Source organism: Lentzea flava (genome assembly GCF_014648475.1).
In the GTDB taxonomy this organism is placed as follows: domain Bacteria; phylum Actinomycetota; class Actinomycetes; order Mycobacteriales; family Pseudonocardiaceae; genus Lentzea; species Lentzea flava.
The window spans coordinates 19,463-34,874 of sequence record NZ_BMRE01000054.1; the positions used below are offsets into that span (position 1 = coordinate 19,463).

Below are 15,412 nucleotides of genomic sequence, written 5' to 3' on the forward strand. Positions count from 1 at the left end.
GGGGATCGATGAGCGAGCCGACCGCCTTCTCCCCCGACGACACGACTCGCTATCTGTGCGTGGCGGCCAGGACCGACGAGCGCTTCGCCGAGCGGATGACCAAGGCGCTGCTGAACGACGACCTGCACGCCGTGGCGCCGTCGGTCGGGTTCTCGTTGCGCCCGGTGCTGCTGCACGCCCTGGCCGGGGTCCGGCAACGGCGGATGCGGGACTGGTGCCTGCTCGTGGCGACCGCGCTCGCGCTGATTCTCTCTCCACTGTGGACTCTCCTCGCCCTGCTGGTGATCCTTCCGGTCGGCGGCGGCCTCGCTCGGCGGGCCGGAGAGTCCCGCAGGCTGCGCGACGTCGTGTTCGCCCTGGGCGCCCTGGCGATCCTGCTGTTGCTGTCGGTGTCGATCGTGTCCGCGCTCGGCGTCGCCCCGGAACCGACGCGGAGAAGTCCGGCGCCGGAGCCGCCGGTCGCGGAGTGGCTGGTCGGCGTGCCGTGGCTCGCGCTGCTGACGGGTCTGGTGATGTACGGGCTGGTGGTGTGGAGCGAGTGGCAGACCCGGCAGACGTTGCTGGGTGAGCTGACCCGAGCCGCGTTCCGGCCCGATGAGGCGCCGCCGTTGCCGTCCGGTCAGGCGTGGTTGTCCGACCGGCTGGCGGCGATCGACGAAGCCGAGCGCGGCAACGTGACGATCTACTCCGGCTTCACCCCGTTCATCGGCCACGGCCCGCTCGTGTCGACGTGGTCGTTCGCCCTGCCGTTGCAACGACGTGACGCCGCCGAGGACGAGGAAAGCGTGGTGCGGCTCGACACCGTCGATCTCGTCACGCACGTCCGGGACCGGCTGGCCGGCATCGGCGTCGAGCCCGACGAGCTGCCCGGCCTGCTGCTCGCCGAGCGGGCCTTCGTCAGCGGCAACGCGCTCACCATGCACCCGGCCCTGCTGCCCGAACGCGACCAGACACCTCGGCAGCATCTGGCCGGCGAGGACCTGGCCCGGCTCGCCGCACGTCCGCACGGCTCTGCGCGGCACTACCTGTGCGCGCAGGTCCCGTCCTGGGGCGGTGAGGTGGTGGCCAGCACGTTCCTGCACTTCTCCACCGACGGGCGGCTGCTCCACCTGCAGTGCGACCGGACCGTGCTGGGCCCGTTGTGGCGGCAGTACCACGACGTGGACCGGATCAGCCCGGTGCTGACCGCGGGCGCGATCGGTCGTCTCCTGGCGAGGGCGGCGAGCGGCTTGGCGAGCGCGGTGCCACGCGCGCCTGCCCGGGTGTTGCGTGACGCCACGTTCCACTGGCGCTGTCAACGACACCGCGCCGTGGAGCGGGCGATCGCCCTGCAGGACCTCAGCTACGACTACGGTGCCCGGTTCAGCGTCCGCGAGCAGGCCACGGACGCCAACTACCACAACTACTTCCAGAAGACCGACGCCGCCAAGCACCTCAAGCTGATCGAACGGCACGTGCTGGCCGCGCTGCTGGACTTCCTCGACGAGCACGGCGTGGACACCACCGAGTTCCGCAACCGCCAGATGACGATCCTCAACCAGGGCATCATCCAGACCGGCGGCGTCAGCAACATCGGCAACCAGGCCGTCGGCCAGAACGCCCGCGCGGTCAGCCACGGCCTGAGCTTCACCGCCGCACCGGCCAACACCGAGCTGATGACCCAGCTGATGGCGTTGCTGGAACGTCATAGCGCGGAAGTCCCGGAAGAGACCGTCGAAGTCGCCGAGGAGCTGCAGGACGAGCTGGACGCGCCGGAGCCCGATCGCGGTGTGATCGCACGGATGCTCGAGCGGCTCACCAACCTGGTCAAGCCCGTCGCCCCGCTGGTCGAGGCGGTCGGTGAGCTGACCAAGTCGGTCAACTCGGCGTTCGGCGAATAACACCGGCACGGTCTCCCACCAGTCCATGACGCCGATACATGCTCGGCGCGTACTTCCTTGCGCGCCACCGAGAGCAGCGGCATCAGCGCCAGAGCCGCCAGCACGAGGCCACTGACGGCACCCCAGGGCCATCAAGGCGTGCTCGAGGCGCGAACGCAAAGCGACTCAGTCCCGACCGCATGAAAGCTCGGGATTCAAGGACAAATCAAGGCCAATTCCTGAGTGCGCCGTTCAGCACGGCTCACCAGCCGATGAAGAATTCCACCAAACCAGGAATGGCGCATTCAAGCGACCGGAACCAGACATCGCCAAGTGGGTGTTTCAACTGACTTCGCACGATCCCGACGTTGCCCATCAGCAGGTGGCTCACCCCGCGCAATCAACCATCCAACCGTCGTCACGTCACCCGCATGACCTCGTCAGCCCGGTAAGGTAAGCACTGGTCAGGCACGTCTCTCGTGAGTTGAAGGCTCCGAGTGCTGGACACCCTCTGACACTTCCATCGCCGGTCGAGCTTCACCGAGCTGCTGTTTCCCCAGTGCTGGTTCGCGCAATCGAGAGGAAACGGCCTGATGTTCCTCCGCACGGGAAAGTGTGCTCCAATCGTGGCTGGGTGGCCTTGTAAGGTACGAGGGAAGCTCACTCGGAACACGACTCACTTGAAAGGTGGACCGTGCTCGACGCGCGCAACCACCAGGGGAAGTTCGGCGCCGATTACATCCGGGTGCTGGCTTCCAGCGCGGGCCTGATCTGGTCTGAGGACGACGTCGACCTGGACGGGATCGACCTCTGCATCAAGCTGCCCGGTCGCACTCCGCGGGGTTTCTCGCCCCGGATCGACGTGCAGATCAAGACCGTCTCGAAGCTGGAACCTCGGCACGGTGTGATCGACTTCCGCGGACTGGACGAGAGGCAGTTCTCCAAGCTGGCGGGCAAGGAGTTCCTCGTGCCCCGTTACCTGTTCGTCGTCCACGTGCCGCCGAGCGCGGACCTGTACGCGGACCTCAGCACATCCGGCTTGTTGCTGCGGCACATCGGCTACTACGTGTCTTTGCGGGACCGGCTCCCGATTGAGGCCCCTGACCACCGCCGGCGTACGAAGGTCGAAGTGCCTGTGGGCAACGTTCTCACGGCGAGGAGCCTCCGCGACCTCGTTACCCACAACGCGCTCCTGCCAGCGGCGACATGACGGCCTTCCCACGCGTCGAGCAGATCGTCGGCTACCTGACCGCCAAGGGATGGAAGATCACGGGTCACTGGCGCGGCGCCGATGTCTGGACCCGACACGAGTTCGACGTTCTGCTACCTCCTGGCGGAGGTACCGCCGACACCGCGTCACGAATGCGTGACCTGATCATCTGTGTGGCCGACGCCGAGGAGCGCTCTCCCCGTTCCGTGGCAAGAGAGATGGCGCTGCCGGAGTCCGACGTGGTGTCTTATCGCGTCGCGCTGCCCGAGTTCGCCGCCGTTTCACTCGGAGCAGGTCTTCGGGCGGTGAGGGCAGTCAGGGACCTGATCACCACATGTGCCCGCGCGGCGATCGACGACGTGCCCGGCACGGACAGCCGGACGCCTGGTCGGCTGGTCGAGCGGACCTCCGTCTCCACCGCCGACGAAGGCTTCGGACTCGATTTGCTCATCCCGGTCCACCACGAGACCGCCCCACACTTTGGTCGAGCGACCACGACACGCCTGTTGCGCGCATCGAATGCCGCCTTGGCAGCTGATGGGCCGGACGCTGCCGGTCTGGACGTGTTCTCAGCTCTGGCGGACCTGGCGGGTGAACGCCGTGGCTCGCCGTTTGACCTGGTCTTCCGCTGGGCTACCGCACTGCCCACCGAGTGGGCGGAAACCTCTCTGCACTTTCCGCGGGACTTCGGCGCGGACGTCAGTGCAAGCCGGTCAAAAGCAGTGCCGGCCGCAGCCCGAGGCATCGTCCAGGGCCGGGTCACACGGCTGGCCCACGACGGTCCACGCCGTGTGGTCACGGTGCGAGGTGCACTGCTGCTGGACGGGCGACCGATCGGCCGAGAACGTGCCGTCCGGGTGCGGGTTGAGGATCAGCAGACCTATCTCGCCGCTGTCGAGGCGCACGCCGCCGAACTCCTCGTCCGAGTGGAGGGTGGCGCTGAGATCACTGGCGCGAAGTACGGCATCGTGGTGGAACCGGGAGGCTTCACCGTTGTCGATGGAGAACGCGGATGACCGCGGGAACGGAAACGGGGATGCCCGAAGAACAGCTGACCATTCGCGAGCGCGCCGCATTGCTGGTGCTGATGGCTGAGGCCCGCGAGTTGACCAACGCGGAGCTGCGCGACCTGGCCGGCTTGACCATCGACGGTGATTGCCGTCGCCGCCTCAACGATCTCGGGCTGGTAGCGAGCAACCTGGTCGGCCGCGCTTACGTGCACGACCTCACCGACCAAGGCGCCTTGTGGTGCAAGGCCGAACTGTCCGCGCCGCGACCTCCCCGGGCCGGATACCTGGGTGGTGCCCTCTACGTCGTGCTGGCCGGCGTGCGACGCCATCTGGAGACCGACGGCCGGGTCCTCGGCGAGTTCTTCACTCCTGACTTGGGACGTCGGATCGAGACCTCCTACCGCGCACTGGCAACCAGGCCCGGCGGCACGGTGTCCCTGCGGGCGCTGCGTGAACACCTCGATGACGTGCCGGCCGACCGGCTCGACCTGGCGCTGACGGCCCTTGCGGAACGCCCTGACGTCCACCTGTGGGCCGAAGCCGACCAGAAGTCGCTGACCGATCCGGACAGGCAGGCCGCCCTCGTGCTCGGCGGCAGCCCTCGTCACACCTTGGTGATCGAGGCAGTCCGGTGAAGGAGGATCAGCGTCACGCACTGACTTCAGTGCAGTGCAGCTGGGCGATGACGCCGGACGACATCTGGAGTCCCATGCATCACCACGTCGATGGCCTGCACCCGCGCGCCGTCAACGAGATCACCCAGGCCGTCGCCGCCGCGGGAAGACGCCCGCAAGCCAGTCCTATGGACATCGTGCTGCGAGGAGAACGCGGCGTGGGCAAAACGCACATGCTCGGCTGGCTCCGGCAGCACGTACAGCAGCAAGGCGGGTCGTTCTTCCTGCTCAAGCTCCTCGACCGCGACACGTTCTGGGCAGGAGCGGTGCACGGCGTGGTCAGCGGCCTACTCGACCGCCAAGGAGGCCAGCTCGGGCGTCTGCTCGGTGAGCTCGCCCGCCTCACCGAGCAGGACCGCGAAACGAGCATGCGCCTCACGGGCACCCTTCCGGTTCGCAGGCACGACATCGACGCCCTGATCCACGGACTGCGCTCGCTCGACGCCCAGGTCGCCATCGAATGCCAGGACACACTGCGGGCCCTTGTCCTGTATCGAGCACAAGGCAAGCCGTCGGAAGCGGGTAACGCCTACCTCGTCCTGCCGGATGGTGTGGAGGCCGCGGACCGGGCGGAATGGGGATTTCGCGCCCAGTCCCGTTCTCCGCAGCTCCTGCTCGGTGACTTGTCCAAGATCTTCGCGCTGACCGGTCCGGTCGTCATGGCCGTCGACCAGATCGACAGCGTCATCAGCCAGGCCGCCGACTCACCGGGAGAGCAAGCCCTGGTCGACCGTCTGGCCGACGGGCTCATGCGGCTGCGAGAGGAGACCAGGCGCACCATCGTGGTGGCGACCTGTCTGCCCCGCTCGTGGGAGCTCATCGAGCATCACGCCGTCAACTCCGCGGCCGGCCGGTTCCGCGTACTCGACCTGCGCACCGCCATGCCCAGCACCGCCGTGGCCACCGCGATCGTGGAGCGGCACCTTGCCAGTCTCTATGGCGAGATCGGCTTTCCGCCCCCGCACGCCACCTGGCCCGTACACCCGTCCGCGTTCACAGGCCGAGACGTGGCCCACTGGACACCTCGACGACTTCTGCAACGCGTGGACGAGCACATTCGCTGGTGTCTCACCCACGACACCGTCGAGGAACTGCAGGACTTCGCCGCCGCTGTGGCCGACTCCGCGATCCAGCCGGCCGCGGACTCACAGGAAGCGAACGAAGTCGACGCCCTGTTCCAACGCCTGTACGACACCGCCGACATTCTTTCTCCTCTGGACCACCAGCAGGAGGACGAACGCATGCAGGCGTTGGTTGGCGCCGCGCTACATTGCTTCGTGCTCGAACAGGGCACCAACGGCCCCGCGCTGACCGTCGACGCACCGCGTGGCGGCAAGCCGCCACTGCACGCCCGGCTGCGCCTCACCATCGACGAAGCCAGCGAAGACGAAGTCCACTGGAGCTTCCGCGCCATCGCCCACCCCAGCAGCGCCACGGCTGTGCTGACCCGGCTCAAGTCCGCGAAACTGGAGGCCGAGCTCCGCCGCGGAAACGACAAGCGTCATCTGGTGGTGCTGCGCAACATCGCCTTCTCCGATGGGCCCGTCACCAAGGCGGCGCTGAAAGAGTTTCGCTCTGACGGAGGCCTGGACCTGCCGATCGCCGAGAGCGATCTGCGCCTGTTCAGCGCATTGGAGAAGTTGCGCGATCAGCCACCGCCAGGATTCCTGCAGTGGTTGCTCACCCGCCGCCCTGCGACCTCCTCGCAGCTGCTGACGAGAGCACTGGCCGACCTCGACCACTTCACGGCATCGCCGGACCCGCAAGTTCGCCACGACGTCCCCGATCCGGTGCCGGAGTGGCCGGGGGTCAGCGGCACACTTGCCGACACCCACGGCGACCACCCCGCTACCGCGTCCGAGAAGGAAACCGACGCGCTGAGGGAGGCCACTGCCGCAGCACTGCCATCAACCAACGACGAGCCGAGCGTGCACCTGGGCATCAGTGTCGTGACCAACACGCCGTTCACCGTCCCGCTCGCCTTGCTGCGCAAGCACACCGTCGTCTTCGCCGGCAGCGGCTCGGGTAAGACCGTGCTACTGCGCCGCTTGGTCGAGGAAGCCGCTCTGCACGGGGTTTCCTCGATTCTCATCGACACCAACAACGACCTCGCCCGGCTGGGCGATCCCTGGCCTTCCCCGCCCGATCTTTGGGGTCCCGGCGACGCCGAGCGCGCCGCTCGCTACCTGCGTGAAACCGACGTGGTGATCTGGACACCACGACGCGAGGCCGGCAGACCGCTCACCCTCGACCCGTTGCCCGGCTTCGACCGCGAACCCGATGATCCGGACGAGTTCCGCACCGCGATCGACGCTGCCGTGGCCGGGCTGATGCCCCGCACCAACCTCGGAGGCCGCAAAGCCACCACCGGCAAGGCCGTCCTCACCCAAGGCTTGACGCACTTCGTCCGCGGCGGAGGTGGGGAACTGCGGGACTTCCTCGCGTTCCTGGCCGACCTGCCGCCTGGGGTCAGCACCGTGCGCGACGCCGCCCGGCTCGCTTCCGACATGGCGGACGGCCTCAACGCCGAGATGATCAACGACCCCGTGTTCGGCGGGGCAGGGGAACGGCTCGACCCCGGTGTGCTGCTCACACCTCAGGCAGGCAAGCGGGCCAGGGTGTCCGTGATCAGCTGCATCGGCCTGCCCAACGACGATCAGCGCCAGACCTTCGTCAACCAGCTCCAGCTCGCTCTGTTCTCGTGGGTCAAGCGCAATCCCGCCAGGGACCGCCCGCTCGGCGGGCTCTTCGTGCTGGACGAAGCCCAGACGTTCGCGTCCTCCCGCACCATGACGGCCTCCACGCAGAGCACACTCACCCTGGCGTCGCAGGCGCGCAAGTACGGGCTGGGCATGGTCTACGCGACACAGGCGCCCAAAGCGCTGCACAACGTGGTCTCCGGTAACGCCGCAACCCAATTCTTCGGACTGCTCAACGCACCCGTTCAGATCCGAGCCGCAACCGAGCTGGCGCGTGCCAAAGGCGGCCACATCGACGACGTCTCCCGCCTGCCCGCCGGCCAGTTCTACGGCGCCACCGAGGGCACCGGCCTCTCGAAGATCCAGGTGCCGATGTGCTTGAGCCACCACCCGCCGACCGCATTGACAGAGGAGGACGTCTTGAAGCGCGCCCAGGCATCCTCGGCGGAGTTGCCCAACAGCGAGAGTGACTTGGCCTGACTGGCGACTTCACAGACCTCAGACACCTTGTGACACAACGCTATTCGAGTTTGGTACAGGTTAGCCCGAGGCCCGTGCGCAGCAACCACGCGACTCCTTCGGAGTTCAGAGGAGGGCCGAAGAACTCGCCCTGGCCGAACTCGCAACCGATGTCCTGCAAGCGCACAGCCTGCGAGGGAGTGTCGACGCCAACCGCAGTCACCGCCAACGACATGGAATGTGCGAACTCCACGAGCGCAGAAACGATCGACGCGTCGGCCGGGCGTTCGTCGCTCGTCGAGCACAGGCTGTGCACCAGAAGCTCGCTGATCTTCACCTCGCGCACGGGCAGTCGCCGCAGGAATTCCCTGCTGGAGTAGCCGGTGCCGAAGTCATCGATCGCGAGTCGAATGCCTCGATCCGACAAGGCGCGCAGGTAGTGCAGCGAGACGTCTGCCGCACTCGTGACAGCGTCCTCCGTGAACTCGAGCTGAAGATGCTGATCAGGTAGATGAGACTCACTGAGTATGCGGGCCACGTCACGCACGAGGGACGGATCGCGCAGCATGCGCGCGGAGATGTTCACAGAAACGACAGGAGCCGCATCCCCGAACATGCCCCGCCACCAACGCGCATCACGACAGGCCGTCCGGAGCAACCAGCGATCGAGTTTCAGCGCCAAGCCGGTCTCCTCAGCCAGCTCGATGAAGCGATCCCGTCCCAGGACTCCGAAATCCGGATGTTCCCAGAAGATCAAGGCTTCGACGCCGACCACTGCCGAGTTGTCGAACCGCGCCAAAGGTTGGTACATCACATAGAACTCGTCCAGTTCCAAGGCCAGAGACATTCTGGCAGACATCGTGAACCGGGCCACGTCGCGAGCATCGCGCTCGGCGTCGTACAGGGCCCAACGAGCCTTACCGTCGTCCTTGGCCCAACGAAGCGCGATGTCCGCTTCACGCATGAGATCGGAGGCCGTACCACTTTGGATCGACCGTTCCACGATGCCGGCAGAGACCGAAACGGACAGAGCGTGGTCGCCGATCAGCACGGGCGGCTCCAGCTCCTGCATGACTCGTTCAACGACATCTACGGCGTTCTGAGCTTCTTTCGAACCCTCGACGAGGATGGCGAACTCGTCACTGCCCATGTGGGCGACGTGCCTGCCCGCCCCTGCAACCGAATGATGGAGTCGACGGCCCACCTCGACGAGCACCTGGTCGCCGATGTCGTGGCCCAGTGACTCATTGACGACCTTGAACCCGTCGATCCCGAGGTAGCAGATAGCAACCCTTCCGCGTCCCCCGCCCTCACCGACCACTCCCCTGAGCCGGTCCAAAAACGCCGCGCGGTTCGGCAGACCGGTCAACCAGTCATGCAGCACCTGGTAGCGAAGGCGGCTCTGCACCAAGTACTGCTCGCTGACATCCTCGAAAGTCGCAACTTGATACTGCGGCTCGCCACGATCATCGCGAGCCAGCGACAACGTGCACCTCGTGCGAACGTTCTCGCCATCCGCCCTGTGAATCACCCCTTCAAACCGGAACTGATCGACCTCTTCCCCGATCAGATCCAGGTGAAATCGCCAGTCACCTGCCCCCACAGGGCTCACAAAATCCCGAACGTCGTGCTCACACAGCTCGTCCTCGTCGAACGCGATCATCTTCTGCAACGCCGGGTTCACCTCGAGGATCCGTCCTTCCAGATCCAGAATGGCGATACCCGTCATGGAGTCGGCGAACGCGCTGCGATATCGGGCTCCGGCATCCGACAGCACATCATCGGCCGCAGATTCAACCGTCGGACGCTCCGCCTCAAGTCGACTCAGGTCACTGTCCTGCTCATCCAGAAGACGCTGCACGCGGTCAAGCCCGGCGGTCATGTCGAGCAGCATGTCGTCCGGAGAAGGTGCCATCGGCTCGGTGACAAGACCAGCAATCTCGACACCGTCCAACGCTTCAGGCTCGTCGGCGTCTACCAGCCTGGTCTCGAGCAGACGGATCTTCGCGCGCGATTCCTCCGTCAACACGCTCGCCCGACGGCGCTCCTCCTTGGCTTGACCGAGCTGGGTTTCCGCCCTGCCGCGCTCACGTTCGGCGTTGTCGAGCCGGCCCTGCGCAGCTTCAAGCTCCTCTCGGAAGCCCGCAGCCTCGGCTCGGTAACGATCACGGTCTCGGGTGAGGCCGGAGATCAGGCGTGACAGCCTTGTCAGGACGATCTGCAGCACGAGAATCACTTGTGACGCTTGAAATTCTACCTGAGCGCACTTCGCGAGCTGCTTGTGCGCCCTGCTCAGCTCCTCGGTGACCTTGAGGAGCTGCCGCTGGGCCGAGATCGTCTCAGCCTGCGCTTCCAAGATCATGGCTCGCGGATCGTCCGACGACCCGGACGGCCGACGATAGAGCGAGTGCGCTGCGCGATCCCACGCGGCTCGCACGGCGCGTTTGCGGTCTTCCGCCCGATGTTCTCCAACAGTGCACGCGTCGATCACGGCTACGACGAACTGCCATTCGGGCAGCTGGTCACCACCCAACCGCTTCGACACCGTCGAATCACTGCAACCGCAGCGGCTACCCACTTCCTTCGAAGTAAGGGTCGACTCGTCCACGACACCACGCAGGTATCGCGCCAAGTCGTGCAGTGCCGGGTCCACACCTTTCAACGGACCCCAAGGCCGACCAGACCGCATGACCACCGTTCCTGTCATCCAGGCGTCCTGGACAACCCGTTCACCTACGTCGACGCTGCTCACCCGCACCTGTTGATCACCATTGGTGGAATGCGGCGAGGTAGATCAGGCACATCACGACCCCGATGACACACAACCGGAACGTGTGGTGCCACGTGGCAAGCGCAAGTCGGACAGTACGGCAAATCTCCCTGAGCACAGTTCCCACAGCGTCCCTCTCAGCACCGGTTCTTGTGCCGAGGAGGCTTGCACAGCGTCGTTCCGCCAGCCGCCTGTCCACGAGAAACAAGCTGGCCACCGCGGACAACCGGCTGTTGTCCGCGGACAACAGCCGGACGCATCGGTGCTGCTGCGGTGGTGCACTTGGCGTGCGAGGGCTTGGTGGTGCGCCACGCGACGCCTGGACCCAAGAGCTGCGTGGACCTGTGCGTGGATCACGATGATCCGCGTAGTGCAGATGCGGCTCGTCGGGCTGATGGTCCCGAAGTTCAGGACAAGGCAGCCGTACTTTTCGGCAGCGCGGATTCCGCTCCGTTGTCGGACGTGCGTCCGCGCTGTGGGCCCTTCCGACCACCGAACTGAGCAGCGCGAAAACGAGCGAACCCTCCGCGCTTGCACAGTACCTGCTACGGCTCATACCCGATCGCTGCCAAGGTGTGGCGCAGCGAATCATCGTCCTGCCCAACAGATCTGCCCTCGTCGGGCAACACTGCGGAGAGCGGTGCCAGCCCGGGTTCGACCAGTTCGAGACCGCTCAGCCATGAGCTGAGCACCTCGCGGTCGCGTGGAACGACGCGACCGAAAAGTGCGCTGTGGGCCGCGTTGAAGGACTCGTACTGGGGCGCAAGGCCTGAAGCGACGTGGCTCAGCGCCAGCCCGCTACCTGAGCAGAGCCTCTTGCGATACGCGTTGACCAGCCGATCTGGGCGGGCTTCGTCCGGCACCGTCTGCAGCACTTCGATCATCAGCAGGCCCACGGGTTCGGCCGGGTCGATCAGCCTTCTGGTTTCCTCGTGGTCGAGAACGGCGTGCGGTTGGAGAAGATCAGCGTGGACGAAGGCTGCACCTCTGACGCCGCGCAGCGCGCTCTCACCGAGTGCGACGACCGCGGGATCTCGATCGACGTACACCACAGCGGCGTCGAGCTGTCGTTCTTGGATCAGCTGGTGGACCTGGCCCGCCATGGGAAAGCCGGGCCCCAGCTCGAGGAACTGCCTGATTCCGCATTCGAGCATGTGGGCGACGGCAAGCCGGAGAAATGCCCGTCCGGCGTGGAGAAGCTGGCGGATCGATGGCAGGACGTTCTCGATCTGCCTGCCAACGAACCGGTCGATCGGCGTATTGAGGGTGCCTCCGAGCAGCCAGTCGCGCACCCGTGCGGCGCTTGCCCGTGTGAGGTCGCCATCGGACTGTCCGGCCACGGCCACTCCCTCGTCCGTCGATGATGATCATATCGGGCCGGGCAGGTTCCGCGTTCCGCTGGACGGGCGGGATTCCATCGATCGGACGTGAGGCAGACGTGAATTCCATACATGATGGAACTCCTCCAAGATGTCACACGATCGAGTGAACTACGCCTTCGTAGCATGAATTTCCCAGGGGGCTCCTCCGTGAGGTGGTGAGGACGGGCTCCAAGGTCGAGCCCGCGGACCAATCAGCACCAAGGGGGTTCGGCGTTGGCAGACCTGAGCACAGCCACCACCGCCGTCGTGGCCGATGTCCACGGCAGGCGGTCGGCCGGTACCAGGCCTGGAGGGGGAATCGGTGTGCACCTGTCCCGCAGTTGCGAGCCAGGTGAGGACGACGGGGCGTGACCGATGGCCGTCGCCTGGGCCGAGATGACCGCGCCCAGATCGAGTTCGAAGAGTTCTACCGCGAGCACTATCGCGGCCTGCGTCGCTACGTTCACTCCCGCTGGCCCCAGTCCGACTCGGATTCCATCGCGAACGAAGCCTTCGCACGGGTCTGGCGCGACTGGGAGAAGATCAGAGGCGAGAAGATCGCCTGGGCGAAGGTCGCGGCTGGACGCCTGGCGGTCGACGCATTTCGCGCACAGCACGAGCTTCTGTTGGAACCGACAGAGATGCACGCGCGGATGTCCAGCGCAGGCACCACGAGCGGCTCGGACCACGCGACGATCTGGCAAGCCCTCGAGTCCCTTCCGCCACGCTTCCGGAAGGCCGTGACCATGCGCATGTTGGGTTACCCCAACGAGGACATAGCCCGTGCACTCGGCTGCAAGACCGAGTCAGTCTCGAGTTACGTCTCTGAGGCTCGAAAGCTGCTGGCGAAGCAACTCGGCCGACGGCCCCGGCGACGTCAACGCCGAACTCGAACAGGAAATTCGGACAGTGCTGGAGACCAGGGCGCCGGCCCGCCCGCCGCAGATCGGCTGCCGAGAAATCACCACGACGACGAGGAGGACTGACGCATGGATCTCATCGGATGGCTTCTGCGGTGGATTCCGGGCACGCAAGCGCACGCACTCCGCGAGGTCGACAAGCGGCTGGCGGCCTACACGGAGTGGTTGCGCGAGGTGACTTGGCAACCGATCGACGAGGCCGAGGAACAGCGCGTGCTCGATGCGATCCTCTCAGGGAATCTAGCCCCGAGCGACGACGAATGTCACGGTGCCGCTCCACCACCGGTACTCGATCCGAGCGATGAGCGCATCGTGCACACGGCGGAGGCCTGGCTGGATGGGCTCTTGCGGAGCAGTGTCATCTCAGCCAACCGAACCTGGTTGCGGAGCCGGCTCACGGAGTTCACCCACGAGCTTGCCAGATGGCTCGTGGACCCGGTCAGCGCTCGTCTCTCTCCAGAACTGATCGGCAGAGAGCTGGCCTACGACCTGGAGCTCACGACACCGGCGCTGCGTCACACGATGGAAGTGCTGACCCCGTTCACCGAGGAGCTGCTTGCGTTCAGCGGTGCGGAACCCGAACGGCGGGCGCGTCTGCTCGGAGGTCTCGCCGAAGGGTTCACCGATGGCGCACGTCAGCGAGTGCTCGACGAGCAGATGTCGCTGGCCGAAGCCGTGGACCGCGCCCACCGGAACCAGAACGAGGCGCTCGCTGCTGACGCCGGCCAGTTCGCGTCGTCCTTCGACGACTCGGATCTCGGCATGTGTCTGGTGGACTCGCAGGGAGTGATCACGCGCGCGAACTCGGCGCTGCAGTTCCTCGTCGGACGCTCGGACGGCCCGGTGATCGGTCAGCCGCTCGCGACGTTCGTGCTGAACGAGGAGCACGCGAGGCAGGTCGAGCAGGCGTGCCAGGAGGTGGCAGCCCACCGCCACACCGCCGTGTTGGACGCGATCGAGGTGGGCCACCGCGACAATCCCGAACCGCGGTGGGCCAGCCTGACCATCACCTGGGTCTCCGAACCGGGTGGGGCCGGTCGCGCCAGAGTGGTGATGGCAGACGTGACGGACGTGCAGCGGTGGCACTCAAGGCTCGATCATGCGGCGGAGCGTGACGACACCACCGACCTGCCCAACCGGCAGTGCCTGAAACGCCGGCTCGACGACGCGCTGCACGAGGCGATCCCGCTGGACGCCGTGGGATTGTGTGTGGTCGGACTCGACGGGCTCGACATGATCACCGAGGAGCTGGGGTCGGAGGTCGGGGAGAACTTCGTGCGCCTGCTCGCAGATCGGCTCCGGGGAGCGGTCGGCGGAGCGGTGGACATGGTGGCACGCCACGACCGCGCGACGTTCTGCGCGTTGATCACCGACCCCGCCGTGTGGAGCCGCATCGACGAACTCGTCGCGCACGTGATCGCCTGGCTGGGCGAGACCGTCCACATGGGAGCCTACAAGCTGGTGGTCAAGCCGCGCATCAGCGTCGTCCGCGCGACCGACATCGACGACACCGCGGATCAGTTGCTCGCACGGGCGGAGCTGATGCTGCAGCAGTCGACCCCGCCGACTCGGCGCAGAGCCCTGGTCGAAGCCCGACGTGGGACAGGCGAGTCCTGGGACAGCCGTCTGCTCGCCGACCTTCCCGCAGGCATCGACAACAACGAACTCGAACTGGCCTACGCACCGCTCGTCGACTTCGACACAGGAACGCTGGTGGGAGCGGAGGCAGGTTTGCACTGGCGGCACCCGGATCACGGTCGACTTCCCATCGATCATCTGCTGACTCTGGCCGACGAGATCGGACTCGATCTGGACCTCACTCCGTGGATCCTGCGCACCGCGGCCGAACAGGCCAAGGCCTGGAGGGACTCGTTGGGCTCACGAGCACCCTTCATCACCATCAACGTGCCACGGCGCCTCGTTCGCGGAGATCGGCTCGTGGAGAACGTCCGCCGCGTGCTCATCACCAGCCGGGTCCAGCCCGACCTGCTGCGGCTGGGACTCAGCATGGCGGGCTCGCCGCTGTGGCACGGCATCCGCACAGAACATCTCGTAAAGCTGAGCACACTCGGAATACCGTTGCGCCTCAACGACTTCGGTAGTGAGTTCGAACGGTTCGACCTGCTCCCCCAGGTGACGTTCGAGGGCATCGCGATCCCGCCTGGACTGACCTCCCGCCTCGGCGGAACGGAACCTCAACACCAATGTTCGCTCGCCATCACCTCCGCTCTCGCCGACATGGCGCGAACGCTGGAGTTGACCGTCACTCTGCAGGGAGTCGACTCTCCAGAGCAGCTGAAAGCCGCACAGCACCTGCGAGCACAACTCATCCAGGGGAAGCTCGCCGGCCCTTCACAGTCACCGCACGACATTCACCGTCACGTTCAACTGAACGCACAGGCGAACGTCCAGACCTTGATTGAGGCGTCTTGAACATTCAGGCGGTGCAC

Annotated in this window: 10 protein-coding genes; 7 read left to right on the forward strand and 3 right to left on the reverse strand. The window is 66.0% G+C overall.

Features of this window, described 5'->3' with window-relative positions; genetic code table 11:
* Window positions 1-8: 8 nt before the first annotated feature.
* Window positions 9-1,880, forward strand: a complete 1,872-nt coding sequence (locus IEZ09_RS37995; RefSeq protein ID WP_189258682.1) for an AbeC-like domain-containing protein — start codon at window positions 9-11, stop codon at window positions 1,878-1,880.
* A 241-nt stretch (window positions 1,881-2,121) separates the two neighbouring features.
* On the opposite strand, the gene IEZ09_RS47580 is transcribed toward IEZ09_RS37995, so the two are convergent.
* On the reverse strand, window positions 2,122-2,250 hold the full coding sequence (locus IEZ09_RS47580; RefSeq protein ID WP_268247677.1) for a hypothetical protein: 129 nt from the start codon (window positions 2,248-2,250) through the stop codon (window positions 2,122-2,124).
* A gap of 303 nt (window positions 2,251-2,553) precedes the next feature.
* On the opposite strand from IEZ09_RS47580, the gene IEZ09_RS38000 reads away from it, so the two are divergent.
* The 4 genes from IEZ09_RS38000 to IEZ09_RS38015 all read left to right on the forward strand — a co-directional run bounded on the left by IEZ09_RS38000 (window position 2,554) and on the right by IEZ09_RS38015 (window position 7,932).
* Complete coding sequence (locus tag IEZ09_RS38000; RefSeq protein WP_189258683.1) at window positions 2,554-3,069, forward strand: DUF4365 domain-containing protein; 516 nt, start codon at window positions 2,554-2,556, stop codon at window positions 3,067-3,069.
* The gene (locus IEZ09_RS38005) at window positions 3,066-4,085 is read left to right on the forward strand and encodes a hypothetical protein (RefSeq protein WP_189258684.1); all 1,020 of its coding nucleotides are present in this window, start codon (window positions 3,066-3,068) and stop codon (window positions 4,083-4,085) included. The genes IEZ09_RS38000 and IEZ09_RS38005 overlap by 4 nt, the downstream gene beginning before the upstream one ends.
* Window positions 4,082-4,714 carry a hypothetical protein gene (locus tag IEZ09_RS38010; protein ID WP_229813319.1) on the forward strand — a complete coding sequence of 211 codons (633 nt, stop codon included), beginning with the start codon at window positions 4,082-4,084 and terminating at the stop codon, window positions 4,712-4,714. Before IEZ09_RS38005 ends, IEZ09_RS38010 begins: the two co-directional genes overlap by 4 nt.
* Before the next feature lie 74 nt (window positions 4,715-4,788).
* Window positions 4,789-7,932 carry a helicase HerA domain-containing protein gene (locus tag IEZ09_RS38015; protein ID WP_189258685.1) on the forward strand — a complete coding sequence of 1,048 codons (3,144 nt, stop codon included), beginning with the start codon at window positions 4,789-4,791 and terminating at the stop codon, window positions 7,930-7,932.
* 40 nt (window positions 7,933-7,972) lie between these two features.
* On the opposite strand, the gene IEZ09_RS38020 is transcribed toward IEZ09_RS38015, so the two are convergent.
* Both IEZ09_RS38020 and IEZ09_RS38025 read right to left on the reverse strand, forming a co-directional pair.
* Complete coding sequence (locus IEZ09_RS38020) at window positions 7,973-10,564, reverse strand: bifunctional diguanylate cyclase/phosphodiesterase (RefSeq protein WP_189258686.1); 2,592 nt, start codon at window positions 10,562-10,564, stop codon at window positions 7,973-7,975.
* 662 nt (window positions 10,565-11,226) lie between these two features.
* Window positions 11,227-12,021, reverse strand: a complete 795-nt coding sequence (locus IEZ09_RS38025) for an SAM-dependent methyltransferase (RefSeq protein WP_189258687.1) — start codon at window positions 12,019-12,021, stop codon at window positions 11,227-11,229.
* Window positions 12,022-12,410: 389 nt separating this feature from the next.
* On the opposite strand from IEZ09_RS38025, the gene IEZ09_RS38030 reads away from it, so the two are divergent.
* A complete protein-coding gene (locus IEZ09_RS38030; RefSeq protein WP_189258688.1) occupies window positions 12,411-13,028 on the forward strand; it encodes an RNA polymerase sigma factor in 618 nt (205 codons plus the stop codon).
* 3 nt (window positions 13,029-13,031) lie between these two features.
* Entirely contained in the window at window positions 13,032-15,395 is a 2,364-nt protein-coding gene (locus IEZ09_RS38035) for an EAL domain-containing protein (protein WP_189258689.1), read from the forward strand.
* Window positions 15,396-15,412: the final 17 nt, after the last annotated feature.

What these genes read in the sequence shown, in the direction of transcription:
- IEZ09_RS37995 (WP_189258682.1), top strand. Translation starts at nt 9, where the DNA reads ATGAGCGAGCCGACCGCCTTCTCCCCCGACGACACGACTCGCTATCTG.
- IEZ09_RS38005 (WP_189258684.1), top strand. Translation starts at nt 3,066, where the DNA reads ATGACGGCCTTCCCACGCGTCGAGCAGATCGTCGGCTACCTGACCGCC.
- IEZ09_RS38010 (WP_229813319.1), top strand. Translation starts at nt 4,082, where the DNA reads ATGACCGCGGGAACGGAAACGGGGATGCCCGAAGAACAGCTGACCATT.
- IEZ09_RS38015 (WP_189258685.1), top strand. Translation starts at nt 4,789, where the DNA reads ATGCATCACCACGTCGATGGCCTGCACCCGCGCGCCGTCAACGAGATC.
- IEZ09_RS38035 (WP_189258689.1), top strand. Translation starts at nt 13,032, where the DNA reads ATGGATCTCATCGGATGGCTTCTGCGGTGGATTCCGGGCACGCAAGCG.